The sequence below is a fragment of the Hyalangium ruber genome (genome assembly GCF_034259325.1).
Classification (GTDB): domain Bacteria; phylum Myxococcota; class Myxococcia; order Myxococcales; family Myxococcaceae; genus Hyalangium_A; species Hyalangium_A rubrum.
In genome coordinates, this window is record NZ_JAXIVS010000006.1 from 132,535 (window position 1) to 156,844 (window position 24,310).

The following is a 24,310-nucleotide window of genomic DNA, read 5'->3' on the forward strand; positions in this document are numbered from 1 at the left end:
TCATGTCCCGAGTCGCACAGGAAGACAGCAAGAAGCGCAAGTGGCGCAACTTCCTCCTCGAGCCACGCTTTCAGCTCAAATTCACCGGGTATTTGATGGCCGTGTCGCTGGTGTTGGCGGCGCTGCTGGGCACCTTCCTCTTCCGTAACACGCAGGCGCTGCTGAACATGGCCGGTGAGGCGGTGGAGTCCCGCTCCCACGCGGCGGAGGCCAGCCGCGAGCTGTCCAACGCGACGCTCTCCAACGAGCTGCTCAAGCGGATGGGAGACCCGGTCTTCGCGGCGCAGCTGGAGTCCACGTCGAAGGAGATCGACGCGCGCTTCGAGGCCGAGCGCTCGGCGGTGGTCTCACAGCGCGCGGAGCTGGTCCGGCGCCAGCGGCTGACGTGGCTGGCGTTCGGCGGGACGCTGGCGGGGTTCATGGGGCTCATCGCGCTGGTGAGCATCGCGCTGACGCACCGGGTGGCCGGTCCGCTGATGCGCATCCGGCGCATGGTGAACGACGTGGCCTCGGGGCAGCTTCGCCCGCCTCCATATGGGCTGCGGGAGAAGGATGAGCTGAAGGACATCTTCGACGCGACGCGGGGGATGATCCACGTGCTGCGCAAGCAGCAGGAGGACGACCTGCTGGTGCTCTCGCACGCGCTGGAGCGCGCGCGGCAGCAGGGCGTGGAGGGGGAGTGGGTGGAGGACCTCAAGGCGATGGAGGCTCGGATCAAGGGCCGCTTGTAGAATGTCGGCGCCTGGAGTCATCCGCCGACTCTTCGGGACCGCGACCCATGCGGTGCGGACGGCGGTCGGGGTGGTGACGACGATCATCATCGTCGCTCGACCGAACCGGGCGGGCAGTGAGCGGGCGCGGAAGAACGCGGAGCGGATCATCGCCGCGTGCAAGGCCTTCCGGGAGAGGCATGGCCGGTTCCCCGACACGTTGGAGGAGCTGGTGCCGGAGTTCTTCCCGGAGCTGCCCCCCGCCAAGTACGCGGGCCCTCATTTCGGCTTCGTGTACGACGTGAGCGGAGGGGAGCTCGGTCCGAAGCGGCACGTGCTGGGCTGGACGGAGCTGATTCCCTTCGGGCGCCCCTTCTACGTCCTGGAAGAGGAGCGCTGGGGTTACCTGGACTGAGCCCCGGCCCGGTGGAAGCGGAGCTGGATGCCGCTCTTGGGCTTCGGGAAGGGGAACAGGACGTATTGGAGGTCCTGCCCTGGCACCAACTCCCAGGTGTAGTGCTTGAGCAGCAGCGCCAGCATCACGCTCATCTCCACCATGGCGAAGTGCTGGCCCAGGCAGATGCGCGGCCCGCCACCAAAGGGAATGTACGTGCCCGGCTTCTTCTGCTCCTGGCGCTCGGGGCTGAAACGCTCGGGATCGAAGTGCTCGGGCTCCGTCCAGTTCGCCTCCGCGCGCGTGGCCCCGATGCTCACCATCACCGTCCAGCCCTCGGGGATGCGGTAGCCGTTGTAGACGACCTCCTGCGTGGTGGCCCGGAAGGCGCCGCCGATGGGCGGAATGAGGCGCATCCCCTCGAAGAGGAGCCACGTCAGCCGCGGCGTGCCCCTCAGCGTGTCCAGCGTGAGGGGCGTCGGCAGGGCTGCGAGCGCGTCGCGGCCCTTCTGGAGCTCCTCGGGGTGCTGTGCCAGGAGCAGCATCAGGTTGGACATGGCCGTCACGGTGGTGTCGTGCCCGGCGAACAGCAGGAGCTGAAGCTCCTCCACGATGGTCTCTCGCGGCAGCGGGTTGCCCGCGTCGTCCCGGCTGTTGATCAGCGAGCCGAGCAGATCTGGCGGCTGCTCCGTGCGCTGTTGCCGCTCGGAGACCACGCGGTCCAGGGAGTCCAGCATGGCCTGCTTCGACGCGAGCGCGCGTCCGAAGGGGGTGAACGGCAGGTTCACGGGCGCGACGCTGAACAGCCCCGCGGTCCATGTCTGGAAGTGCCGCAGCAGGAAGGGCACGTCCACGCTGTTCTGGCCGAAGATGAGCGTCAGGGCGATCTCGAACGTCAGGGTGCGCATGGCATCCCAGAGGCGGAAGTCGCCGGGCCGCGCGGCCCACTGCTCGAAGTGGCGGGTCGCCAGCGCCTCGATGGTGGGCACGAAGTCGCGCATCGCCGCGTAGCTGAAGTGCGGCGCGAGCAGGCGCCGTCGCTCCAGGTGCTCCTGGCCTTCAATCAGCGAGAGGCAGCGGGCTCCCAGAAGCTGGCGGATGGCGTAGCTCCACCGGTTCTTCAGGTACTTGCCCTCGCCCGCGAAGATCCACTGGTTGGCCTCTGCGCCGATGAGGAACACCGTCTTGCCGCCGAGGATGTTCGTGCGGAAGACGTCGCCGTGCTGCTTCCGCCGAGCGTTGATGAACTGCTGGGACCCGCGCAGGAAATCCAGCGTCTCGCCGAGCAGCGGAAGCCCAAAGCTCCCAGGCGGCAGAGGGACTTCCTGGGGCGTCGAAGGCGGGGTGGAGGCTGGAGGAGTCATCGGGAGCGCCTCTCTGACAGCTCTAACGGTGGGAATCGACGGTCAGGCCCATCTCGCGCAGCTCCGTATGGAGCTTCAAGCGGGCCTGCGCCCAGGGCAGGGCTTCCACGCGGTAGCCCGACAGGGCCTCGAGGATCTGCTGGCGGTAGCTGGCGTTGCCTGGGTCGGCGATGACGACCACGCCGCGATCGCCATACGAGCGGATGAGCCGGCCGACGCCCTGGCGCAGGAGCAGCAGTGCCCGGGGGAGTCGGTAATGGATGAAGCCCAGGTATTCGCTGCCGCCCCGCGCCAGGTGCTCCTCGCGGGCGGCCACGAGCGGCCGGGAGGGCGGCTCCAGCGGAAGCTTGTCGATGAAGACGCACCCCACGCCGCGCCCGGGGATGTCCACGCCCTGCCAGAAGCTCTTGGTGCCCAGCAGCACCGTGCCCGCGTCCCGCTCCTGCCGGGCCGCCAGCGAGCGACCGTGTCCGCGCGTCTGGCGCATCACCTCGATGCCCAGGGGCTCCAGCCGCGTCTGCACCTCGCGGCCCACGCGCTCCATCCGCCGCGTGGAGGCGAAGAGCCCCAGCACCCGGCCGCCCATTACCTGCGCCAGCCCTGAGATGCGCATCGACGCCCACTCCACGAAGGGCTCCTCGTGGGCACGGGGTGCGTCCGTCACCAGCACCACCAGCGCCTGCTCGCGCAGCTTGAACGGGGAGGGCGCTCGCATCAGCCGAGGCGCCGGCGTCTCGCCCCTTCCGAGCAACCCCAGTCGCTTCAAGACGAACGGGCTCTCGGGCCCCGTGCTCAGCGTCGCGGAGGTGAGCACCAGGGACCGCTTCTGGGCCGCGAAGTCCTTCGACACGTAGGCGGACACGTCGATCGGCTGTGCCCCCACGCTCCAGCGCTGTCGCTTGGGCTCGGCCGTGGCCGCGTAGCACCGGCCCTCGGCCGGCTCTCCCGCGAGCTCCTTCGCCAGGCCCGTCAGCTCCGCCAGCTCCGTGGTCGCGCCGGACAGCTCGCGCTCCAGTGTGGGCTGCCGTGCCGCCAGCTCGGGCAGTGCCTCCAATGTCCGCACCGCCAGCAGCTTGTGCAGCTCCTGGAGGGTCTCGTGTACATCCAGCAGCCCCTCGCGCACGGGCTCCCAGGCCGGGGAGGCCCGCACCGCCGCCGTCACCCGCAGCTCCGGCGCGTATGCCGCCTCGTCCGAGTCCTCGTGGGGCGTGGCCGCCGGCTCGCACAGCTGGGTAATTCGCTCGCCCAGCCCCCGAGCGGCGGACAGCAGGGCGCCGAGCGCGGACTCCACCTCGTTCATCAACACCTTGCTCTCGGCCCGCCGCGTCCCGGCGAGCGCCCGCCGCAGCTCCGCGAAGAGGCCGCGCCGCCCATCCCGCCCGTGCAGCCGCTCGGTGAGCCGGGCGAAGGCCAGCTCCGACAGCTCCAGCGTGAGCGCCGTGGTGGCCACGTCCTCCACCTCGTGCGCCTCGTCCAGCACCAGGTGGTCCAGCTTCGGGTAGCGCGCGGGCCACGCGAAGGCCAGGGACTGGTTGATGACGAGCACGTCCGCCGCCTTCGCCTGCGCCACCGCCGAGTGGTAGTAGCAGCGGTTGAAGTGCGGACAGCGCTCGCCGAGCGTCGTCGCCGCCTCCGAGCGCACCGAAGGCACCAGCGCGCCCAGCACCGGGAAGCGCTCGCGGAACCAGTGGCTCAGCCGGTCCAGGTCTCCGTCCGGGCCTCTCCTTAGGAAGGCGCGCAGGTACGCGCGGGGCGCCCGGGCCTCGTGCCCCATGCCCGGCTCCACCCGTGTTGCCTCCAGCGCGCGGCGGCGGCACAGGTAGTTCGTCTGCCCCTTGAGCAGCGCATAGCCGAAGGCGCCGCCCGTGGCGCGGTGCAGCCGGGGCAGGTCCTTCTCGATGAGCTGGTCCTGCAGCGTCTTGGTATGGGGCGCCACGCCCACCTTGCGCCCATTGCGCGCGGCGAACAGCGCCGCGGGAGCCAGGTACGCCAGGGACTTGCCCGTGCCGGTGCTCGCCTCCACCGCGAGCTGTCCCCCGTCCGAGAGCGTGCGCGCCACCGCCTGCGCCATCTCCAACTGGGCCAGGCGGCTGGCAAACCCCTCCACCGCCTTCTCCAGCGCGCCTCCGGGCCCCACCAGCGCCGCCACCTCGTTCGCCTTCACCGGCTGCACGGGCGTTCCAGGCTCGGGCTCCGGAGGCGCCTTGGCCCCCCCGGCGCGCAGGCGCTCGGGACGGCCCGGCAGAAACCCTCCGGTCGTCTCCAGCTTCAGCCCCACCGGAGTCTCCCGGCACGCCTCCCACAGGCGAGAGAGCATCGCCAGCAGCGGACGCTCCTCCGAGCTCCCCTCCAGCTGCGCCTCTCCGGCCTCCACCTGGGCGAGCCGCAGGGACATGCGCGGATCCAACGTGGACAGCAGATCCGCGATGTCATCCGCGCGGCCCTCGCGGATGCACCCGTCCAGCGCGTGTACCAGCACCGCATGCGTGGCCAGACAGTCGGTCACCACGCGGTGTGCGGTGCGCGGCTGGAGCCCCGCCCACCGCAGCATCGCCTCCAGCGAGTGGCTGGACAGCTCCGGGTGCAGGTAGTGCAGCAGCTCGCACGAGTCGAGCACCGGGGCGCGGATGGGCCCCAGCAGGTCCGGCAGGAAGCCCTTCTCGAACGGCGCGTTGTGCGCCACCACCGTCCAGCCGGCGAGCGCCTCGCGCAGCTCGCGCAGGTCGCTTCCGAAGCGGGGCTTGCCCGCCAGCATCGTGTCGTCGATGCCCGTCAGCCGTCGGATGGTGATGGGCAGCGGCCGAGAGGCGGAGTACAGCCGCGCGATGCGGCGCACTTCCTGGCCGTTCTCGAAGAACAGCGCGCCCAGCTCGATGACCTCGTCCACGCGCGGGTCGAGTCCCGTCGTCTCGAGGTCGAGGAAGACATGCCGGGTGAAGAGTTCCGCCGCGCCGCCCATGGGTCGGCCCCAGCCTACCCTCCTTCCCGCGTAGGGCGTAGCGCCCCGGGGCTACTCCACCATGAACACGCCGCTGATCATCTGCCCCATGGCGCAGCCGTAGGTAAGCGTTCCCGACTTGTTCGGGGTGAACGCGATTTCCACGGGCGTGTTGAGGGGCAGCGGGGTGTTGATGTTGTACTCCTTCATCACCAGCTCATTGGCGCACGTCTGGTCCGTCTTGCGCGTCACCACCAGCTTCACCGGCTCGTCCTTGGTGAGGGTGATGGGGCTCGGCTCGTAGCCCTTCTCCGTGACGCTCAGTGAAATCTCGCGCGGACCCTCGGAGGGCTTGCGAGCCTGGGTGGCCGCGGGCGCCTGCTCGGGGGGCTTGGATTCCTTCGAGCACCCCTGCTGCGAGGAGAGCACCGCGGCGGAGGCCGCCAGGGCGAGCAGGGGCTTGATGATCTTGGAGAAGAAGCGCATTCGGTCCTCTTAGGCGTCGGGAGCCGGCTCCGAGGCGAGGGCCTCGAAGCGCAGGATGGCGTGCAGGGGAACGAAGACCTCGGTGCCGGGCTCACCCAGCAGCAGGTCGAACCGCCCCGCCTTCAACAGCGGAAGCTTCAGGGTGATGCCGTTGCGCAGCACCAGCTTCACCGGCTGCCCCACCTGCGGCAGGAAGGGGCGCGGATCCGAGTACGGCCGCTTGTCGGGCTGCCGGGCGACGCTGGCGGGCTTCTGGGTGAGCTTCGCATCGCGCTCCAGCGTGGGCAGCATCTTGTCCCAGTCGGCCCGGCGCGCCAGCACCACCACCTGGAGCTTCTCCAGCCGGCTGGTGCGCTCGAAGGTGAAGGCGATGGGCTCCTCGGCGGTGAGCGTGTCCAGCACGGTGCGCTCGGCGAGCACCACCGCCATCTCCGTCTTGGTGGAGATGAGCGTGGCGAGGAAGTCGGCCACCGCGGCGTTGTCCACCTCGCCGCGGGCCTGCTTGATGGCGGCCTTGCGCTGGGTGCGCTCCTTGCGCGCCATGAACTCCGCCACCGTCATCCCACTCTGGAGCACGCCGAAGGCATCCCCGAGCGACAGCCCCGGCGTCTGGCCCATCAGCGCGTACACTTGGTCGAAGCGCTTGGCCTCCTCGGCGTGCAGCTTGCGCCAGATGCGGCACTTCATCTTCCCTTCGAGCTCACCCTTGGCGATGCGCGCCGGAACGTGCTCGCGCTGGGCCAGGGCGAGGATCTGCTCGGGCGTCGGCGGCGGCCGGGGCGTGCTCGAGCGGAAGGGAGGGCGTCCGCCGCCGGGGCGGGGCGCGAAGCCGGAGCCCGGAGGCCCCGAAGGCCGAGGGCCCGAGGAGGGCCGGGGACCCGAGGCGTACGGTCGAGGCGCGGGCGCCGCGGGCCGAGGTGGCAGCGCGGCGGTGCCCGTCGGGGTGCCAGGGACCGGAGCGCTGGTCACTGGCGCACTCGGCGCGGGAGCCGCCGGAGTCACGGTGCCAGGAACGGGAGCCGCCGGAGGCGGGGCGCTGGCCGCAGGAGTGGGGGGCGTCGGGGCGCTGGGAGCGGGTCTGGGCGTAGGTGCCGACGAGGGCCGGGGGGTGGGAGAGGGAGTCGCGGTCGGCGCAGAGGAGGCGCTGCCCGGCGTGGCGGCAGGGCGCCGGATGACTTCGACTGCGGGAGCTACCCGCCGTGGCTTCCGATCGTTCACGGTTTCACGCTACCTGATAGCCGGGTGCAAGAGTGAGCACCCGGGCCTTACTGCTTTAAGGAATCTGATAGATCGATCTTCCATCCGGAGGCCTCGCGCACCATCCGGACCTCACGCGCCTGGCCCGAGGAAAGCACGCGCACCGTCGCCGCGTCGCCCTCCTCACGCACGACCGTGACCTCCGTAACATCCGCCGGGGTGGCGGAATTCACGAAGAACAGCTCGTAGGGCTCGGCCTTCAAGCTCCCTCCCGAGGCCTCTTTCAATTTCTGGGCCTGGGCATCGATGACGTCGCGGGTGGGTTGGGACAGCGCGGCATAGGCCTTCTTGTAGTCCTGCTTCCGCACGTGGGTGTGGAAGGCGGTGTAGGCCGCCACGGGCGAGTCGGTGCCACGGCAGCCGACGAAGCCGAGCAGGGCGCACACGAGGAGCAACATCGCGGACAGGCGCATGTCGTACGATCTAGGCCAAAGCCCGTCCGGCGCAAAGCGGCACGATGTCATTCTTCGTGCTGGCGAACGCGGTTTCGCCCCGCTCCCTTGGCGGCATAGAGACACTCATCGGCCGCGTGCATCAGCTCCTCCATGGTCTGCAGGGAGGGGGAGGGGATGGAGGCCAACCCCAGGGAGGCCGTGCAGCGCACCGGGCGCTTCGTGCCATCCGAGGCGCGGTGCTCCAACTGCAGCCCTTCGATGGCCTCGCGCACCCGCTCACAGGCCCGCAGCGCGTCCTCCGGGCTCGTCTCCGGCAGCAGGGCGATGAGCTCTTCGCCGCCGTAGCGCGCCAGCAGATCCACCTCGCGCAGCCGCGCCCGCGTCACCTGGGCCACCGCTCGCAGCACTTCGTCCCCGAAGGGGTGCCCGTAGGTGTCGTTGACGCGCTTGAAGTAGTCGATGTCCAACATCACCAGCGACAGCGGCGAGCGGTAGCGCCGGGCGCGGGCGAACTCCTCCTGCAGGCGCTCCTCGAAGTAGCGGCGGTTGGACAGGCCGGTGAGCGGATCGGTGCGGCTGAGCGCCAGCAGCTCCTCGCGCTTGCGGGCCAGCTCCTTGTTGGCCCGGTCCAGCTCGCGGTTCTTCTCGATGAGCGCGTCCTGCAGCCCCTTGAGCCGCAGCATGGACTTCACCCGCGCGCCCAGCTCCAGCATGTCGAAGGGCTTGACCAGGTAGTCATCCGCTCCCAGCTCCAGGCCCTCCACCTTGCCGGCCGCCTGGCGCGCCGTCATGAGGATGACGGGGATGAAGCCGAAGCCGCCCTCGCCCGAGTTCGCCTTGACGATGCGGCACACCTCCACGCCGCCCAGGCCCGGCATCTCCACGTCCATGAGGATGAGATCCGGCCGGTGCTCGCGGATGGCCGAGAGCGCCTGCGCTCCGTCTCGCGCCTCGCGGAACGTGTAGCCGTGGGGCGCCAGGCCCTGACGCACGTGCTGCACATGCGCCGGGTCGTCATCCACCAGCAACACGGTGCGGCCGGCGAACTCCCCGCTGGGCGCGGGACGGCGGTTGCCTTCCGGCATCTTCTTGCTGGTGCTGTCCGGTATCATCTCCACCCCAGAACCCTCCAGCAGCACGGGCGTTCCCGGATTCTCTCCAGGTGGGTGGGGGATGCCAAGTCACTCCCTCGGTATTCTTTCAAGCAGGCTTGATGAGCCGGCCCCGGTAGACGGGCTCGCCGCTCTGGAGGTAGCGCCGCTCTCGCGTCGAGGGCACCTCCTCCGGGTCATACGGGTGGAACACCCCGCGCCCGAGCGGATTGACGAAGCCAGCCTCCTCCAGGACGGAGAGCATGCCCACGCCCCGGTCCTCCACGTCCGTGCGCAGATCGAACCGGCCTCCAGGCGCCAATCTGTCCAAAAGAAGACGGGCGAACTCCGGCTGGATGATGGCGCGTTTGAAGTGGGAGCGCTTCCACCAGGGGTCGGGGAACTGCAGGTGGACGACTGCCAGGGAGCCCGAGGCGAAGATGCGGGGCACGATGGCGCGCGCATCGGCCTCGATGACGCGCAGGTTCTTCAGGCCCATCTTCTCCCCGCGCGCCTGGGTGTCGCGGGCGTACTTCTTGCGCCACTCGAAGCCCACGTAGCGGACCTCGGGGTGGCGTCGGCAGTACTCCAGGGCGTGGCCGCCAGCGCCCGAGCCGATCTCCAGCTCCAGCGGGCCGGAGAAGCCGAACTCCGCGTCCCAGTCGGGCGGGGCTTCGAGCTTCATGAACTTCAGGCCGACCGGGTCGGGCAACAGGCGGGGACGAGCCATGGCGTGGGCCGCGCTCTATGCACGAGGGCGCGGGGCTTGAACAAGGCAAAAGCGCGGGGTTGGGGGTATACCGGCGGGCCATGAAGGTCTTCCACGCGGTGACGGAGGCAAAAGAGGCGAAGGAGCTGGCCGGCGGAGCGATCGCGCTGGGCAACTTCGACGGAGTCCACCTGGGCCATCAAGCCCTGTTCGCCGAGGCTCGGCGCCAAGGCGTCACCGCCGCCGCGCTCACCTTCAACCCGCACCCGGGCAAGGTGCTGCAACCGCACCTGGCCCCCAAGCTCATCACCCTGCTGCCGCGCAAGCTGGAGCTCTTCGAGGCGTGCGGCCTGTCGGTCGCCATCGTCCAGCCCTTCAGCCGCGAGTACGCGCGCACCTCGGCCACCGCCTTCGAGGAGTCGCTGCTGGACGAGGTGGGCGTGCGGCACGTGGTGGTGGGCAGCGACTTCACCTACGGGGAGAAGCGCAGCGGCACCGTGGAGACGCTGCGCGAGGCCGCCTCCCGCCGAGGCGCCCAGGTCCACGTGGTGTCCCCGGTCGCCGTCGAGGGCGTGGTGGCCTCCTCCAGTCGCATCCGCGAGTACATCCTCGAGGGCCGGGTGAGCGCGGCGCACCGGATGCTCGGGCGGCCGTTTGATCTCGACGGCATGGTGGTGGCGGGCGCCGGGCGTGGGCGGGGTATCGGCTTTCCCACGGCCAACGTGGACACGCAGAACGAGCTGCGCCCCGCGCCGGGCGTCTACGCCATCCGCGTGCGCCTCAAGGAGGAGCTCGGCGGCTCCTGGCGCCCGGCGGTGGCCAACATCGGCGTCAAGCCCACTTTTGGAGGCTCCGAGGTCACCATCGAGGCCCACCTGCTGGACTTCAGCGGAGACCTCTACGGCAAGGAGCTGCGGGTGCAGTTCCTGGAGCGACTGCGCGCCGAGCAGCGTTTTGGCTCCGTGGCAGAGCTCGTGGGCCAGATCAAGAGGGACGTCGAGGCCGCCCGGCCGGTCATCGCCCGAGCAGACAGCTGAGAGTTTTTCTGTGTGAGTTCAATGGCTTGCGACTTTTGCAGACGCCCGGCAGTTACCTTGACAGGGTACGCGTCCCTTCTCTCTAATCCATGAGCGGACTCTGCCAACGGGTCCGAATCTCCAACGTGCCCTCGTTCGCGCCCTGCGCCCCGGGGGACCCTGCCCGTTTTTCCTTCCGCTTGAGGCTCAAGAATGTCCGGTCGACTTGGTGAACTGCTGGTCCGCGAGAACCTGATCACCGTCCAGGCTCTCCGCAAAGCGCAGGAGGAACAGCAGAAGAGTGGCGCACGCATTGGCACGGCCCTCATCAAGACGGGCGCCATCGAGGAGTCCAAGCTCACGGACTTCCTCTCCAAGCAGTACGGCGTGCCCGCGATCAACCTGAAGGACTTCGACGTCGACTCGGAGATCATCAAGCTGGTCCCGAAGGAAGTCGCCGAGAAGCACCTGGTCATCCCCGTCAACCGCGCCGGCCCCTCGCTCATCGTGGCGATGTGTGATCCGTCCAACATCTACGCGGTGGACGACCTGAAGTTCCTCACCGGCTACAACATCGAGGCGGTGGTGGCCTCGGAGATCTCCATCCGCGAGGCCATCGAGCGCTACTACGCCGAGAAGGGTCCCTCGCTGGACGCCATCGTCGGCGAGATGGCCGATGACATCGAGGTCGCCAAGGACGAGGACGAGAACATCGAGGAGATGGCCAAGGCGGCTGACGACGCGCCGGTGGTCAAGCTGGTGAACCTCATCCTCATGGACGCCATCAAGAAGGGCGCGTCCGATATTCACGTCGAGCCGTACGAGAAGGACTTCCGCGTCCGCTTCCGCATCGACGGCTCGCTGTACGAAGTCATGCGCCCGCCGATGAAGCTGCGCAACGCCATCACCAGCCGTCTGAAGATCATGGCCGAGCTGGACATCTCCGAGCGGCGCCTGCCGCAGGACGGCCGCATCAAGATCAAGATGGGCGGCGGCAAGGAGATGGACTTCCGCGTCAGCGTGTGCCCCACGCTGTTCGGCGAGAAGGTCGTTATGCGTCTGTTGGACAAGTCGAACCTCCAGCTGGACATGACCAAGCTGGGCTTCGATCCGCAGCCGCTGGCCTGGTTCAAGGAGGCCATCGAGCGTCCCTACGGCATGGTGCTGGTGACGGGCCCCACGGGTTCGGGCAAGACGACGACGCTGTACTCGGCGCTCTCCTCGCTCAACCAGATCGACACCAACATCTCCACCGCCGAGGACCCGGTCGAGTTCAACTTCGCCGGCATCAACCAGGTGCAGATGCATGAAGACATCGGCCTGAACTTCGCCGCGGCGCTGCGCAGCTTCCTCCGTCAGGACCCCGACATCATCATGATCGGTGAGATCCGAGACTTCGAGACGGGCGAAATCGCGGTGAAGGCGGCGCTCACGGGCCACCTGGTGCTCTCCACGCTGCACACCAACGACGCCCCTGGCACGGTGAGCCGTCTGCTCAACATGGGCATCGAGCCGTTCCTCGTGACCGCCTCGCTGAACCTGATTCTCGCCCAGCGTCTGTGCCGCCGCCTCTGCAAGGACTGCAAGCGCCCGGCGACCGAGGTGGACGAGAAGGCCCTCATCGACGCGGGCGTGCCCCCGGAGCGGATGGGCCAGTTCACCATGTACGAGAAGGTTGGCTGCCGCGAGTGCAATGACCGCGGCTACCGCGGCCGCGTGGCCGTGTACGAGGTCATGCCCTTCTGGGACGGCCTCAAGGAGCTGGTCATCAACGGCGCCTCCGCCGCCGAGCTCAAGCAGGAGGCCATCCGCCTGGGCATGAGCTCTTTGCGCATGTCCGCCCTGGCCAAGATGATGGACGGCGTCACCACCCTCGACGAGGTCGTGGGCAACACCGCTCCGGACCGCTTCTAAGAACCTTTCCTCTCCACTTCACACCCCACCGGCTCACAAGGGATTTCTTCCGTGGCAAACCTGCACCAGCTTCTCAAGGCGATGGTCGAGAAGGGCGCTTCCGACCTCCACGTCACCACTGGCTCTCCGCCGCAGCTGCGCGTGGACGGCGAGCTGGTGCCATTGAAGACGGCGCCCCTCACGCCGGTGGAGACCAAGCAGCTGTGCTACTCCATCCTCACGGATGCGCAGAAGCACAAGTTCGAGGAGGACAACGAGCTCGACCTGTCCTTCGGCGTGAAGGGCCTGTCGCGCTTCCGCGCCAACATCTTCATGCAGCGCGGCGCGGTGGCCGGCGCCTTCCGGACCATTCCCTTCAAGATCCTCACCTTCTCGGAGCTGGGTCTGCCGGCGGTGGTGGCCGAGCTCATCAAGCGGCCTCGCGGTCTCATCCTCGTCACCGGCCCCACGGGCTCGGGCAAGTCGACGACGCTGGCGTCGATGATCGACAAGATCAACAGCGAGCGTCATGAGCACATCATGACGATCGAGGATCCGATCGAGTACCTGCACCCGCACAAGAACTGCCTGGTCAACCAGCGCGAGGTGGGCGCCGACACGCGCAACTTCAAGACGGCGCTCAAGTACATCCTCCGCCAGGACCCGGACGTGGTGCTGGTCGGTGAGCTCCGAGACCTGGAGACGATCGAAGCGGCGCTCACCATCGCCGAGACGGGCCACACCTGCTACGCCACGCTGCACACCAACAGCGCGGTGCAGACCATCAACCGCGTGCTGGACGTGTTCCCGCCGTACCAGCAGCCTCAGGTCCGCGCTCAGCTCTCCTTCGTGCTCGAGGGCGTGATGAGCCAGTCGCTGGTGGCCAAGGCAGGCGGTCCGGGCCGCGTGCTGGCGCTGGAGGTCATGGTGCCCACGCCCGCTATCCGCAACCTGATCCGTGAGGACAAGGTCCACCAGGTCTACTCCTCGATGCAGGTGGGTCAGGCCAAGTACGGCATGCAGACCTTCAATCAGGCCCTGGCGGCGCTGCTCCAGCGCCGGATCATCAGCCAGGAAGAGGCCCTCGGCCGCTCCAGCGATCCCGAGGAGTTGCGCAACATCCTCGCGGGCGGTTCTCCGGGTCTTCAGCAGCGGCCAGGCGGCGGAGCCCCCGGCCGTTAGTTATGGGTTTTTCAGACGCGCGGTAGACTCACGGTTCCCCGCGGAGGTCCAGAGTTATGGCAGCACCTCAAATGCAGAAAACGGCTTCGGCCAAGAAGACGACCCAGTGGCTCTGGGAGGCGAAGAGCAAGAGCGGGGAGCTGAAGAAGGGCGAGATGGAGGCGGGCGACGCCGAGGCGGTCAACGCGCGCCTCAAGTCGCTGGGCCTCAGCCCCGTCAAGGTCAAGAAGAAGCCGATGGAGTTCAACCTCCCGGCGCTCTCCGGTGGGGTGACCGGCAAGGACATCCTGATCTTCACGCGTCAGTTCGCGACGATGATCGACGCGGGTCTTCCCCTGGTGCAGTGCCTCGAGATTCTCGGCAGCCAGATGGACAACCCGGCCTTCCGCAAGGTCATCTTCGCCATCAAGGGCAAGGTCGAGCAGGGCTCCACCTTCGCCGACGCGCTGAAGGACCACCCCAAGGTCTTCGACGAGCTGTTCGTGCAGCTGTGCGCCGCGGGCGAGGTGGGCGGTATCCTCGATACCATTCTCAACCGTCTGGCGACCTACCGTGAGAAGGCGGAGAAGCTCAAGCGCAAGGTCAAGAGCGCGATGACCTATCCGGTCATCGTTATCTGCGTGGCCATCGGCGTGACGGCGCTGCTGATGCTCAAGGTGACGCCGGTGTTCGCCAAGATGTTCGGTGACTTCGGCTCGGCGCTGCCGGCTCCCACCCAGTTCGTGGTGGACATGTCCGAGTGGCTGCAGAAGTACATCATCCACCTGGTGGTCGGCATCGCCAGCTTCGTCTTCGCCATCGTCACCACGTACCGCAACCCGAAGGGCCGCAAGCTGCTGGACAAGCTGATGCTCAAGGCGCCGGGGTTCGGCCCCGTCATCCGCAAGGTGGCCGTGGCGCGCTTCACCCGCACGCTGGGCACGATGATCGCCTCGGGCGTTCCCATCCTCGACGCGCTGGACGTGACGGCGAAGACGGCCGGTAACCGCACGGTGGAAGAGGCCATCTACTACGTCCGTGGCAAGATCGCCGAGGGTAAGAACATCGCTGGTCCGCTGCTTGAGACCAACGTCTTCCCGTCGATGGTGGTGCAGATGATCGGCGTCGGTGAGGCGACGGGCGCCATGGACGCGATGCTCAACAAGATCGCCGACTTCTACGACGACGAAGTGGACGCTGCCGTCGCTGGCCTCACGGCGATGATCGAGCCGCTGCTCATGGTGTTCCTGGGCGGCGTGGTCGGTGGCTTCCTCATCGCGATGTACCTGCCCATCTTCTCGATCGCCGGTGCCATCAAGTAGAGCTGCCGCGGCGCTCGCCCCATTGCCGGGCGAGCCCGAGCTGCGGGTCCGGTTGACATGGCTGTCCGTCTTCCGGACCGTGGCCACCAGTCTGCTGCTGGGCGTGTATGCGCTCCGGTTGCTGGCGGCCCCGCGTGAGCTGTCGTTCAACGACACCTTCGCGTTCATCGTCATCGGCCTCGTCTACGTCCTCACGCTCATCTACGGGCTGTGGCTACGGCGAGGCCGGGTGGGGCGCTCGGCCGTCATCGTCCAGGTGGCGGGGGACATCCTCATCGCCTCCGGCCTCGTCTCGGTGACGGGCGGGCCCGAATCTCCCTTCTCCTTCACGTACTCGCTGGCGGTCATCGCAGCCTCCATCCTGCTGTCGCAGCGCGGGGCCTTCGTCACCGCTGCGGTGTGCTCGGGGGTGTATGGCGCGCTGGTGGTCACGCACCTGCTGCGCATCAGTGCCTCGCCGCCTCCCTCGCTGGTGGTGCGCGCAGCCTTCCACTTCGCCAGCAATGCCCTGGCGCACTTTCTCATCGCCGCGCTGGCCGGCTACCTCAGCCGGCAGCTCCTGGCGGCCGGTGGGCGACTGTCGGCCAGCCAGGCGGATTTGCGGCGCCTGGCCACGCTCCACGAGCAGATCCTCGACAGCACCCCGTCCGGGCTCCTCACCTGTGAGACCGACGGGCGCATCACCTTCATCAACCGCGCGGCGCTGATCATCCTCGGGATGGACGACGCGGCCGTGCGGCACCGGCCAGTGCAGGAATTGTTGCCGGGGCTGCCCGGCCTGGAGCGCGTGCCGCGCTACGAGCTGAAGGTGGACACTCCGAGAGGGCCCCGAATCCTCGGTTTGACGCTGGCGCCCCTGGAGGGCACCGAGCGCGCCACGCGCCTCATCGTCTTCCAGGACCTGACGGCGCTGCGGCGCGCGGAGGACGAGCTGCGGCGGGCCGATCGGCTCGCGGCGCTGGGGACGCTGGCGGCGCAGCTGGCCCATGAGATCCGCAATCCACTGGCGGCCATGCGCGGCTCGGCGCAGATGCTGTCCCAGGACGGGGCAGGGGACCCAGGCGTGGCGCGGCTGACCAACATCCTGCTGCGCGAGTCGGACCGGCTGTCGCGGCTGGTGGAGGAGTTCCTGCGCTTTGCCCGCCCGCCGCCGCCTCAGCGCAGGACGGTGGACATGGAGGGTCTGGTGCGCGAGACGCTGGAGATGCTGCAGACGGATCCGCTCAGCCGGGGAGTGGCGCTGGAGACGGACCTGGCGCCGGTGTCGGCCTCGGTGGACCCGGATCAGATCCGGCAGGTGCTCATCAACCTGGTGCGCAATGCCTTCGAGGCGGCGGAAGGCGGTAAGGTGCGCGTGTCCCTGGGAGGCGAGGGAGGCACGGCTCACCTGCGTGTCTGGGACTCGGCGGGGGCCATCCCAGAGTCACACCTGGGGCGTATCTTCGAGCCGTTCTTCACCACGCGCAGTGGTGGGACGGGCCTGGGGCTGGCCACGGCATACTCCATCGTGCGGGCGCACGAGGGGCGGCTTCAGGTCACCTCCTCGCCCGAGGCGGGGACGGAGTTCATGGTGGAGCTGCCGCTATCGGCTGAGGAGGTTCAGGGTGCACGTGTTGGTAGTGGATGACGAGCTGTCGATGCGCGAGTACCTCGAGGTGCTCCTGACGCGCGTGGGCTATCGCGTGAGCATCGCGGGCAGCGAGAAGGCGGCCTCCGAGGTGCTGGGCTCGGGCAGTGTGGACGTGGTCATCTCCGATATGAAGCTGGGGCAGGGCAGTGGGCTCAACGTGCTGAAGGCCGCGCGCTCCCTGTCGGCGCCGCCCGAGGTCATCCTCATCACCGCCTTTGGCACGCCGACGGCCGCCGTGGAGGCGATGCGGGCCGGCGCGTACGACTACATCTGCAAGCCCTTCGACAACGAGGAGCTGAAGCTCCTGGTGCAGAAGGCGCTGGAGAAGCGCGGGCTGCGCGAGGAGAACCGGCAGCTGCGCCGCTCGCTCAGCGGCATGCGCGGGCTGTGGGTGGGTGACAGCCCTGCGATGCAGGAGGTCTGGGGGCTGGTGGAGAAGGTGGCTCCCAGCCGCACCACCGTGCTGATTACGGGCGAGAGCGGCACCGGCAAGGAGCTGGTGGCGCGTGCGCTCCACCTGCGCAGCACGCGTGCCGGGGCGCCCTTTACTCCCGTCAACTGCGCGGCGCTCAACGAGGGCGTGCTGGAGAGCGAGCTGTTCGGCCATGTGAAGGGCTCCTTCACGGGCGCGCAGACGGACCGGGCCGGCATTCTCGTCTCGGCGGGCGAGGGCACTGTCTTCCTGGACGAGATCGGCGAGGTGCCGATGTCCACGCAGGTGAAGCTCCTGCGCGTGCTGCAGGAGCGACGGGTGAAGCCTGTGGGCAGCTCCTCGGAGGTGCCCTTCCACGCGCGCGTGGTGGCCGCCACCAACAAGCGGCTCGAGGTGGAGGTGAAGGCGGGCCGCTTCCGCGAGGATCTGCTCTATCGCCTCAACGTCATCACCGTGGACCTGCCGCCCCTGCGTGAGCGCAAGGGAGACATTCCGTTGCTGGCGCGCCACTTCCTGGCGCAGATGCGCGAGGAGCTGGGGCGGCCCAACCTGGACTTCTCCTCGGCCGCCATCGAGGTGCTGGAGCGCTACCCGTTCCCTGGCAACGTGCGCCAGCTGCAGAACATCGTCGAGCGCGCCGCCACGCTCTCGGACACGGATGTGCTCGGTCCGGACACGCTGCCGCTGGCCCTGCGCGGCGAGCGCGAGCCGGAGGCGCAGGCCGCGGGCACGGTGGAGCTGCCGACGGGCTTCTCGCTGGAGCGCTACCTGGACGACGCGGAGCGGCGCTACCTGTTGACCGCGCTGCAGCGAGCGGGAGGCGTGAAGACGCGCGCGGCGGAGCTGCTCGGGCTGAGCTTCCGCTCCTTCCGCTACCGCGCGGCCAAGCACGGCCTCTCGGACCGAGAGGACGGGGGCGAGCCCGGTCCGGAGTAGCGACCGGGCCGGCCCGTGGGGCCTACTTGAAGTCGCGGCGCGAGAAGAGGATGACCGCGATGACGATCATCACCGTGGCGTAGGCCACCGCGTAGAGCATCGACGGGACCAGCTCGCCGATGGGCGTGGGAATCTCGTAGGTGGCCTGTACGCGGTAGTTGAGCCGCGAGAGGTTGGGCAGCGCGTAGTAGATGCCCTTGCCCACCCACTGCAGCAGCGGGCTGTCCGCCTTGCGCGACATCTCATAGATGTCGCCGCCCAGGTGACCGGCGAAGTACGCGCCAATGGTCACCGTGGCCGACACCATCTGGCTGGAGAAGCTCGACATCGCGAAGCCGATGCTGCTGAGCACCAGCAGCTCGAAGAAGAGCATGCCGATGGCGACGAACTGCGCCTCGGTGATGAGCGTGCCGTACAGGGCGATCTGCGCGAAGAAGAGCACCCCCATGGCCAGCAGCAGCACCCCCAGCGTCAGCATGTTCCCCGCGAAGCGCGCGGTGAGGAACAGGGCGCGGGAGATGGGCTTGGAGACGATGAGGAAGAGCGTCTTGCGTTCGATCTCCCGGCTGAGCATGCCGCTGGAGAGGAACACCGCCAGCAGCACCAGGACGATGCTCATGACGCCGATGCCCACGTCCGTGAGCACCCGGTCGAAGGTGGAGACGCTCAGGTTGGTGAGCAGGGTGGAGGCCACCAGGAGCCCGAAGGCAAACGCGCCGACTACCACCGTCACCCGGTTGCGGCGGGCCTCCCGGAAGCCATTGAGCGTGAGCGCGAGGAACGGCCGCATCATGACTGGATCTCTCCTCCCACGGTTCCGTGCTTGGCCTCGCTCATCGCCTGGAGGAACAGGTCCTCGAGCGAGAAGCGCGCCGGTTGCAGCTTGGTGACGCGGCCACCCGCGCTCAGCACGCTCTTGAGCAGCGGCTGCACGTGGGCGTCTCCGGCGCGCACCAGCACGCGGTTGGACAAGTCCTGGGCCTGCTCCAGCGGGTGGCCCAGCCCCCGCACCGCCTCCAGCTCCAGCCCCTCGATGGTGAGCTCCACCAGCGGCACCTGCGCGGTGAGCAGCTCCTGCACGCTGCCCTCACGCGCCAGCTTGCCGTTGACGAGCACCGCCACGCGCGTGCAGAGCGCCTCCACGTCCGGGATGATGTGCGTGCAGAAGAGCACCGTGGTGCCCCGCTCGCGCTCCTGGAGGATGAGGTCGCGGATCTCTCGCCGGCCCACGGGGTCCAACCCGCTCGTCGGCTCGTCCAGCACCAGCAGCTTGGGCCGCCCGACGATGGCCTGCGCCAGGCCGATGCGCTGCACCATGCCCTTGGAGTAGCGGCGAATCTGAAGGCTTGCGGTGCGCGCCATGCCCACCGCGCCCAGCACCTCCTTCACGCGCCCGTCCAGCTCATGGCCGCTCAGGCCCACCAGCTGCCCCGCCAGCCGCACGAACTCCTCGCCCGTGAGGTACTCGTACGGGGCGGGGTTCTCCGGCAGGAAGCCCACGTTGCGGCGGGCCTCCTTCGCGTCCGGCTCGTGCCCGAAGATGCGGGCCATGCCGCTCGTCGCCTGGACGAGGTTCATCAGGATCTTGATCGTCGTGGACTTGCCGGCTCCGTTGGGTCCGAGCAGGCCGTAGACCTGTCCTGGCTGGATGGCGAGGTTGAGGCCTTGGAGGGCCAGCACCCGCTTGTTCATCCAGAATCCCAGCCGGTACGTCTTCGACAGGTCCCGGGTCTCGATGGCCAGCGTTTCGGTGGCGCTCATGGGGGGCTCTGGGTGTCTTGCTGTGGTTGCTGCTGCTGCTGTTGCTCCTGCTGCTGCTCCTTCTCACGGGCCCTCTTGCGGAAGTCGAGAGGCTCCAGACGCACCGGGCTGGAGGTAGAGCTGGAGCGCCCGTCGGGACCGATGATGATGACTCCGCCCATGGGATCCTGGGGGATGGAGGGCAGGTCCCCCTTGGAGACCAGCTCCGAGAGCGTCTGGGGCAGCCGGCCCTCGCGCTTCTGGAAGGCGGCGATGGCGTCATCCACCTGGATGAGCACCTTCTCGCGGTGGATCTCGTTCACGCGCTCCTCGAACATCTGGCGCATCTCGGGATCCGTTTCGCTGTCCCGGAAGGACTCCACCAGCGCGAGCGCGGCGTCGAAGCGCCGGTTGTACGCCAGGAGCCGCGTGGCGATCTCTGGCACGTACTTGTTCACGTTGGGCAGCGTGGCGGCGATGCGCAGGTGCTCGGCGGCGGCCGCGTGCTCTCCGTGGAAGTAGCTCAGGTTGTAGGCCAGGAACAGCCGGAGCGCGGAGTTCTCGGGGAAGTTCTTCACTCCCTTCTCGAGGATCTTCCGGGCCTCCGTCGTGTTCACCCACGTCTCGCGGCCGAGGTTGGTGGGAATGGTGTTGCCCGCGTACATGTAGACCTTCTCGAACTTGGGATCGAGGTCGGTGACCAGATCCGAGTAGTAGAAGAGGTCTAGATAGCGGGTGGGGTCCGTCGTGCTCTCGCTGCCACGGCCCGCGGCTTGGATGGCCTGCAGCCAGTAGTAGTCGGTGACGAGCGAGCGCTGGCCGGCACCGACCACGCGCAGCATCTCGATGCGAGGCAACAAGGGGGCCCGATAGGGCCCGCGGGGACGCTCACGAGGAGGCTCGGAGAGCCAGGAGACCGTCCCCACGCTGATGAGTAACAGCACCAGGGGGATGAAGGACTTCATGGCGGGGTCCGTACACTACCACCAGGATGGAGGCATCGAGAGGAATTCGCACGGACAACAGCGGGAAGCAGGCCCTATTTCCTAGTCGCAGGAGACGTCGTTGCTGACGTTGAAGGGCTCACCGGCAGAGACGCGCTCGGGCTGGGCCGTGACGGGGCAGGCCGGCGTCACCAGGCCATCCGAAGAGGAGACCAGCCAGGTGTCGGCCGCATCACCGAACGAGTTGTCCACGTCGCCAGCGGCAAAGCTCATGAAGTCCCAGTTCGCGCCGTCGCCGAACATGCCCGGGTCCAGGCCCATGCCGTTGGCGGTGGCCTTGGTGTTCCAGTTGGCGGCGGTGGGCGGCACGCGCGGGAAGAGCGCCGGCATCCCCGTGAACTTGAAGCGGTCCACCTCGATGCAGTCGTCGGTGGGGTGCTGGGTGATGTTGACCGCCGACCGGTCCTCGGAGGCCGAGCAGGGGTCATTCATGTAATAGGTGAAGCGGTTGCCGCGCTCCGGGGCGAAGCCAGGCACGCGGATACCCGACTGCGGCTTCATCTCGAAGGTCCTCAACCCGGTGAACAGCGTCTTCAGGTTGGAGTTGACCTCCGACTGACGCGCCCGGGCCTGGAAGCGGATGAAGTTCGGGATGGCGACGGCAGCCAGGATTCCAATGATCGCCACGACGATCATCAACTCAATCAGCGTGAAACCGTGAAGCTTGCGACGGGGCATGTGAGTGCCTCCCAAACAAAACAGGCTGGGATGAACGAGCATCCCAGCCTGTTTCTTATCACGTAAGGTGATGTACGTCTGAATCAGTCGCAGTTCACGTCGTTGCTGATGTTGAACGGCTCGCCAGCGGCGACCTTCTCGGCAGGGCCCACGGGAGCCGGGCAAACCGGCTGCAGCTCGCCGTCGGACGAGGAGATGGACCACGCGTCAGCGGCGTCCAGGGGGCTGTTGTCGACGTCGCCCATGCCGTAGGCGAGGAAGTCGAAGGAGCCCGTGCCACCCGCGGCGTTGAAGATACCGGCGTCCATCGCCATGCCGTTCGCGATGGCGTTGTTGTTCCAGGTCGCGGCGCCCAGGGCAACGACCGGGAAGGTCGTGGGGAAGCCCGCGAACTTGAAGGTGTCAACGCCGATGCACACGTCGTTGTCGTGCTGGACCACGTTGATGGCGCTGCGATCCTCGAACACGCCGCAGCCGTTATCCAGGTGGTAGCTGTAGCGGTTGCCGCGCTCGGGGGCGAAGCTGGTGGCGCGGATGACCGCGGGAGGCGTGCGCTGCTGGGTGCGCAGACCGGTGAAGAGCGACTTGAGGTTGGTGTTCACCTCGGACTGGCGGGCGCGCGCCTGGAACCGGATGAAGTTCGGGATGGCGATGGCGGCCAGGATGCCGATGATCGCAACCACGATCATGAGCTCGATGAGGGTAAAGCCACGATTGCGACGGGTCTGGGTCATGGTCTGCTGCTCCTTGCAGTCGGCGAGGACTGGGGGTCTGAACGACGACGCAAGACATAGCAAAGGTCGCGCCACTTGCGCCAGATCTGCTAAGTGGGCTGATCTTCGTGGGATAGGGGGGCGGGGTGCCGGATCAGGTCAGGTCTGATCGACAAAATTTGGCACCCGGCGACGAATTTGGGCACCCAGGGCCCGGAGAGGCTAGCCTCTCGGCCCTCCATGGACCCGGAGTTCCCGCCTTTTCTAATGACGTTGCTGGCTGTCTGGCTCTTCATTTTGGGCCTGTGCGTCGGCAGTTTCCTGAATGTCGTTGTTGCTCGAGTGCCCCACGGGCAGAGCATCGTCAAACCACGGTCTCGGTGCCCGAAATGCGGGCACACGCTGTCCTGGTACGAGAACATCCCGCTCCTGTCGTGGCTGGCACTGCGGGGCCGCTGCCGAGGGTGCAAGTCGCCCATCTCCATCCGCTACCCGCTGGTGGAGCTGCTCACCGGGTTGCTCTTCCTGGCCTGCCTGCGGCGCTTCGACTGGTCGTGGGAGCTCGTCGCCGCGCTGGTGCTCATCACCCTGTTGGTGCCGCTCACCTTCATTGATCTCGAGCACTGGATCCTTCCGTTTTCCCTCACCGTGCCCGGCATCATCGCGGGCGTGGCACTCGCGGTGCCCCGGGGGATGGAGGCACTGAGGGACGCGGCCATCGGCGCCGCGGTGGGCTTCCTCGCCTTCCGGCTGATGGAGTACCTGGGCTGGAAGCTGTTCCGGAAGGAGGCGCTGGGGGGCGGGGACAAGTTCCTGGTGGCGATGCTGGGGGCATTCCTGACCTGGAAGGCGCTGCTGGGCATCCTCTTCCTCTCCTCGCTCCAGGGCGCCGTGGTGGGGGTGCTGCTCATCGCGCTCACTGGCCGCGCGGGGCCGCGTACCGAGGTGCCGGAGTCGGAAGAGCCCGAGAAGGAGGCTCCGGAGCCCGAGCTGACGATGACGTGGGAGTTCACGAAGCCAGGGCTGCCGCTGTGGCGCCGGTTGGTGTTGGTGCCCTGGTGCCTGCTCTTCCAGCCCATCCCGGACGAGCCCAAGGACGAGGCGGGCGAGGAGATCGACTGGGTGCCCGGCACGACGAACATCCCGTTCGGGCCGTGGCTGGCGCTGGCGGGCCTGGAGATCCTCCTGCTGGCGCCGTGGCTGTCGCGGGTGCTGCCGCCCCAGCTCGCCTTGCTGCTGGGCGGCCTGCCGTGAGGGGGCCCGAGCCGAGATGAAGTGGCGCATCGCCAGCGTGGCCTTCCTGCTGGGCTCGCTCTCCACGGGTCTGTCGTGGCTCACGCTCCAACCCGCGCTCATCCGCCTGCTGGACGTCACGCGCCGGCTGGCTCCTCCCGACAGCCCCGAGGCAGAGGTGCTCTCGCGCGTGCGCGGCTTCCTGCCCTTCGCGCTCGCGCTGGATCTGCTGGTGCTGGCGGTGCTGGTGTACTTCGTGCTGGACCTCACCGTGGGCCGGCCTCTGAGGGCCACGGAGATGGCGGTGGAGCAACTGGGCCGGCTGGAGCTGAATCTGCCGCCGGTGTCCCAGGGCGGACCGCTGATGTCGCGCATCCAGAGCGCGCTCAACCGCATGGCCGAGGCGCTTCGCCGGGAGCAGGCCCTCACGCGCTCTCAGGTGGAGGCGTTGCAGCAGGCCAACGCGCGACTGGCCCGCGCGCATACGGAGCTGGTGTCCGCCGAGCGGCTGGCCACGGTGGGAAAGCTGGCCGCGGGCGTGGCCCACGAGGTAGGCAATCCCCTGGCGGGCATCCTCGGCTACCTGTCCCTGGCGCGCATGAAGGCCACCAGCCCGGAGCTGAAGGAGTACCTGGGCCACATTGATCATGAGGTGCATCGCATCGATAGCATCGTCCGGGGGCTCTTGGACCTCGGGAGGCCTCGGCCCGCCACGCTGGCGCCGGTGGACATGAGTCAGGTGGTCGAGACGTGTGTGCGGCTGGTGCGTGCCGGGCCGGAGCTGTCCCATGTGGAGGTGGACTTCACGCTGGAGCCCGGGCTTCTGGCTCGGGCGGACGCGGGGCCGCTCTCACAGATCGTCATCAACCTGCTGCTCAACGCCGCGCAGGCGATGAAGGGGCAGGGCAGGGTGCGCGTCTCCACCCGGCGCGAGGGGAGCGAGGCCCTGCTGGCGGTGGAGGACACCGGCCCGGGTATCCCTCCCGAGGTGATGCCGCGCCTCTTCGAGCCCTTCTTCACCACGAAGGAGGGCAAGGGCACGGGGTTGGGGCTCGCGGTGTCGCTGCACCTGACCCAGAGCATGGGCGGGCGGCTCACCGCCGAGAACGTTCAGGGGAGCGGTGCCCGCTTCACCCTCCACCTGCCGGCGACCTGAGCAGGGAACTACCTTGAGTCAGGACGCTGGGGGATGATGGGTCCCCCGAGC

The 24,310-nt window shown here is 68.2% G+C and carries 22 protein-coding genes and 1 pseudogene; 10 read left to right on the plus strand and 13 right to left on the minus strand.

Features of this window, described 5'->3' with window-relative positions; all coding sequences use genetic code 11:
* The first annotated feature begins 2 nt into the window (after window positions 1–2).
* Both SYV04_RS18605 and SYV04_RS18610 read left to right on the plus strand, forming a co-directional pair.
* Window positions 3–731 (plus strand): methyl-accepting chemotaxis protein, encoded by a 729-nt coding sequence (locus SYV04_RS18605; RefSeq protein WP_321547168.1) that lies wholly within the window; start codon window positions 3–5, stop codon window positions 729–731.
* Between the two features lies 1 nt (window position 732).
* Window positions 733–1,125, plus strand: a complete 393-nt coding sequence (locus tag SYV04_RS18610; RefSeq protein ID WP_321547169.1) for a hypothetical protein — start codon at window positions 733–735, stop codon at window positions 1,123–1,125.
* On the opposite strand, the gene SYV04_RS18615 is transcribed toward SYV04_RS18610, so the two are convergent.
* From SYV04_RS18615 to trmB, 7 genes are all read right to left on the minus strand, one after another.
* Window positions 1,113–2,468, minus strand: coding sequence for a cytochrome P450 (locus SYV04_RS18615; protein WP_321547170.1), 1,356 nt, complete (start codon window positions 2,466–2,468; stop codon window positions 1,113–1,115). The two genes, SYV04_RS18610 and SYV04_RS18615, sit on opposite strands and share 13 nt — an antisense overlap.
* Window positions 2,469–2,490: 22 nt before the next feature.
* Window positions 2,491–5,427: a helicase C-terminal domain-containing protein gene (locus tag SYV04_RS18620; RefSeq protein WP_321547171.1), complete on the minus strand. Its 2,937-nt coding sequence runs from the start codon at window positions 5,425–5,427 to the stop codon at window positions 2,491–2,493.
* A gap of 51 nt (window positions 5,428–5,478) precedes the next feature.
* Window positions 5,479–5,892, minus strand: a complete 414-nt coding sequence (locus tag SYV04_RS18625; RefSeq protein ID WP_321547172.1) for a cupredoxin domain-containing protein — start codon at window positions 5,890–5,892, stop codon at window positions 5,479–5,481.
* 9 nt (window positions 5,893–5,901) lie between these two features.
* Window positions 5,902–6,861, minus strand: coding sequence for a hypothetical protein (locus SYV04_RS18630; protein ID WP_321547173.1), 960 nt, complete (start codon window positions 6,859–6,861; stop codon window positions 5,902–5,904).
* A 296-nt stretch (window positions 6,862–7,157) separates the two neighbouring features.
* Complete coding sequence (locus SYV04_RS18635; RefSeq protein WP_321547174.1) at window positions 7,158–7,562, minus strand: hypothetical protein; 405 nt, start codon at window positions 7,560–7,562, stop codon at window positions 7,158–7,160.
* A gap of 47 nt (window positions 7,563–7,609) precedes the next feature.
* Window positions 7,610–8,656, minus strand: a complete 1,047-nt coding sequence (locus SYV04_RS18640; RefSeq protein ID WP_321547538.1) for a diguanylate cyclase — start codon at window positions 8,654–8,656, stop codon at window positions 7,610–7,612.
* 88 nt (window positions 8,657–8,744) lie between these two features.
* Window positions 8,745–9,365, minus strand: coding sequence for a tRNA (guanine(46)-N(7))-methyltransferase TrmB (gene trmB, locus SYV04_RS18645; protein WP_321547175.1), 621 nt, complete (start codon window positions 9,363–9,365; stop codon window positions 8,745–8,747).
* 80 nt (window positions 9,366–9,445) lie between these two features.
* Here trmB and SYV04_RS18650 point away from each other — a divergent pair, with 80 nt between their 5' ends.
* The 6 genes from SYV04_RS18650 to SYV04_RS18675 all read left to right on the plus strand — a co-directional run bounded on the left by SYV04_RS18650 (window position 9,446) and on the right by SYV04_RS18675 (window position 17,735).
* Window positions 9,446–10,381: a bifunctional riboflavin kinase/FAD synthetase gene (locus SYV04_RS18650; RefSeq protein ID WP_321547176.1), complete on the plus strand. Its 936-nt coding sequence runs from the start codon at window positions 9,446–9,448 to the stop codon at window positions 10,379–10,381.
* A 192-nt stretch (window positions 10,382–10,573) separates the two neighbouring features.
* Window positions 10,574–12,274, plus strand: a complete 1,701-nt coding sequence (gene pilB, locus SYV04_RS18655; RefSeq protein ID WP_321547177.1) for a type IV-A pilus assembly ATPase PilB — start codon at window positions 10,574–10,576, stop codon at window positions 12,272–12,274.
* A 51-nt stretch (window positions 12,275–12,325) separates the two neighbouring features.
* Window positions 12,326–13,435, plus strand: a complete 1,110-nt coding sequence (locus tag SYV04_RS18660) for a type IV pilus twitching motility protein PilT (protein ID WP_321547178.1) — start codon at window positions 12,326–12,328, stop codon at window positions 13,433–13,435.
* 56 nt (window positions 13,436–13,491) lie between these two features.
* Window positions 13,492–14,736 (plus strand): type IV pilus assembly protein PilC, encoded by a 1,245-nt coding sequence (pilC, locus tag SYV04_RS18665; RefSeq protein ID WP_321547179.1) that lies wholly within the window; start codon window positions 13,492–13,494, stop codon window positions 14,734–14,736.
* Complete coding sequence (locus SYV04_RS18670) at window positions 14,723–16,363, plus strand: two-component system sensor histidine kinase NtrB (RefSeq protein WP_321547180.1); 1,641 nt, start codon at window positions 14,723–14,725, stop codon at window positions 16,361–16,363. Before pilC ends, SYV04_RS18670 begins: the two co-directional genes overlap by 14 nt.
* 10 nt (window positions 16,364–16,373) lie before the next feature.
* Entirely contained in the window at window positions 16,374–17,735 is a 1,362-nt protein-coding gene (locus SYV04_RS18675) for a sigma-54-dependent transcriptional regulator (protein ID WP_321547539.1), read from the plus strand.
* 22 nt (window positions 17,736–17,757) lie between these two features.
* Here the strand turns inward: SYV04_RS18675 and SYV04_RS18680 are convergent, their stop codons facing one another.
* From SYV04_RS18680 to SYV04_RS18700, 6 genes and pseudogenes are all read right to left on the minus strand, one after another.
* Window positions 17,758–18,525, minus strand: coding sequence for an ABC transporter permease (locus tag SYV04_RS18680; RefSeq protein WP_422723955.1), 768 nt, complete (start codon window positions 18,523–18,525; stop codon window positions 17,758–17,760).
* On the minus strand, window positions 18,525–19,496 hold the full coding sequence (locus SYV04_RS18685) for an ABC transporter ATP-binding protein (RefSeq protein WP_321547182.1): 972 nt from the start codon (window positions 19,494–19,496) through the stop codon (window positions 18,525–18,527). Before SYV04_RS18685 ends, SYV04_RS18680 begins: the two co-directional genes overlap by 1 nt.
* A complete protein-coding gene (locus SYV04_RS18690; RefSeq protein WP_321547183.1) occupies window positions 19,493–20,440 on the minus strand; it encodes a tetratricopeptide repeat protein in 948 nt (315 codons plus the stop codon). The genes SYV04_RS18685 and SYV04_RS18690 overlap by 4 nt, the downstream gene beginning before the upstream one ends.
* 81 nt (window positions 20,441–20,521) lie before the next feature.
* Window positions 20,522–21,091, minus strand: a complete 570-nt coding sequence (locus SYV04_RS18695; protein ID WP_422723956.1) for a pilin — start codon at window positions 21,089–21,091, stop codon at window positions 20,522–20,524.
* Window positions 21,064–21,157: pseudogene (locus SYV04_RS43765) on the minus strand (type IV pilin protein); the annotation flags it as partial. The pseudogene SYV04_RS43765 and the gene SYV04_RS18695, both read right to left, overlap by 28 nt.
* An 83-nt stretch (window positions 21,158–21,240) precedes the next feature.
* Complete coding sequence (locus tag SYV04_RS18700; protein ID WP_321547185.1) at window positions 21,241–21,891, minus strand: prepilin-type N-terminal cleavage/methylation domain-containing protein; 651 nt, start codon at window positions 21,889–21,891, stop codon at window positions 21,241–21,243.
* A 246-nt stretch (window positions 21,892–22,137) separates the two neighbouring features.
* Between SYV04_RS18700 and SYV04_RS18705 the strand changes: the two genes are divergently transcribed.
* Both SYV04_RS18705 and SYV04_RS18710 read left to right on the plus strand, forming a co-directional pair.
* Entirely contained in the window at window positions 22,138–23,124 is a 987-nt protein-coding gene (locus SYV04_RS18705; RefSeq protein ID WP_422723950.1) for a prepilin peptidase, read from the plus strand.
* Window positions 23,125–23,140: 16 nt separating this feature from the next.
* Window positions 23,141–24,259 (plus strand): sensor histidine kinase, encoded by a 1,119-nt coding sequence (locus SYV04_RS18710; RefSeq protein WP_321547187.1) that lies wholly within the window; start codon window positions 23,141–23,143, stop codon window positions 24,257–24,259.
* Window positions 24,260–24,310 lie beyond the last annotated feature (51 nt).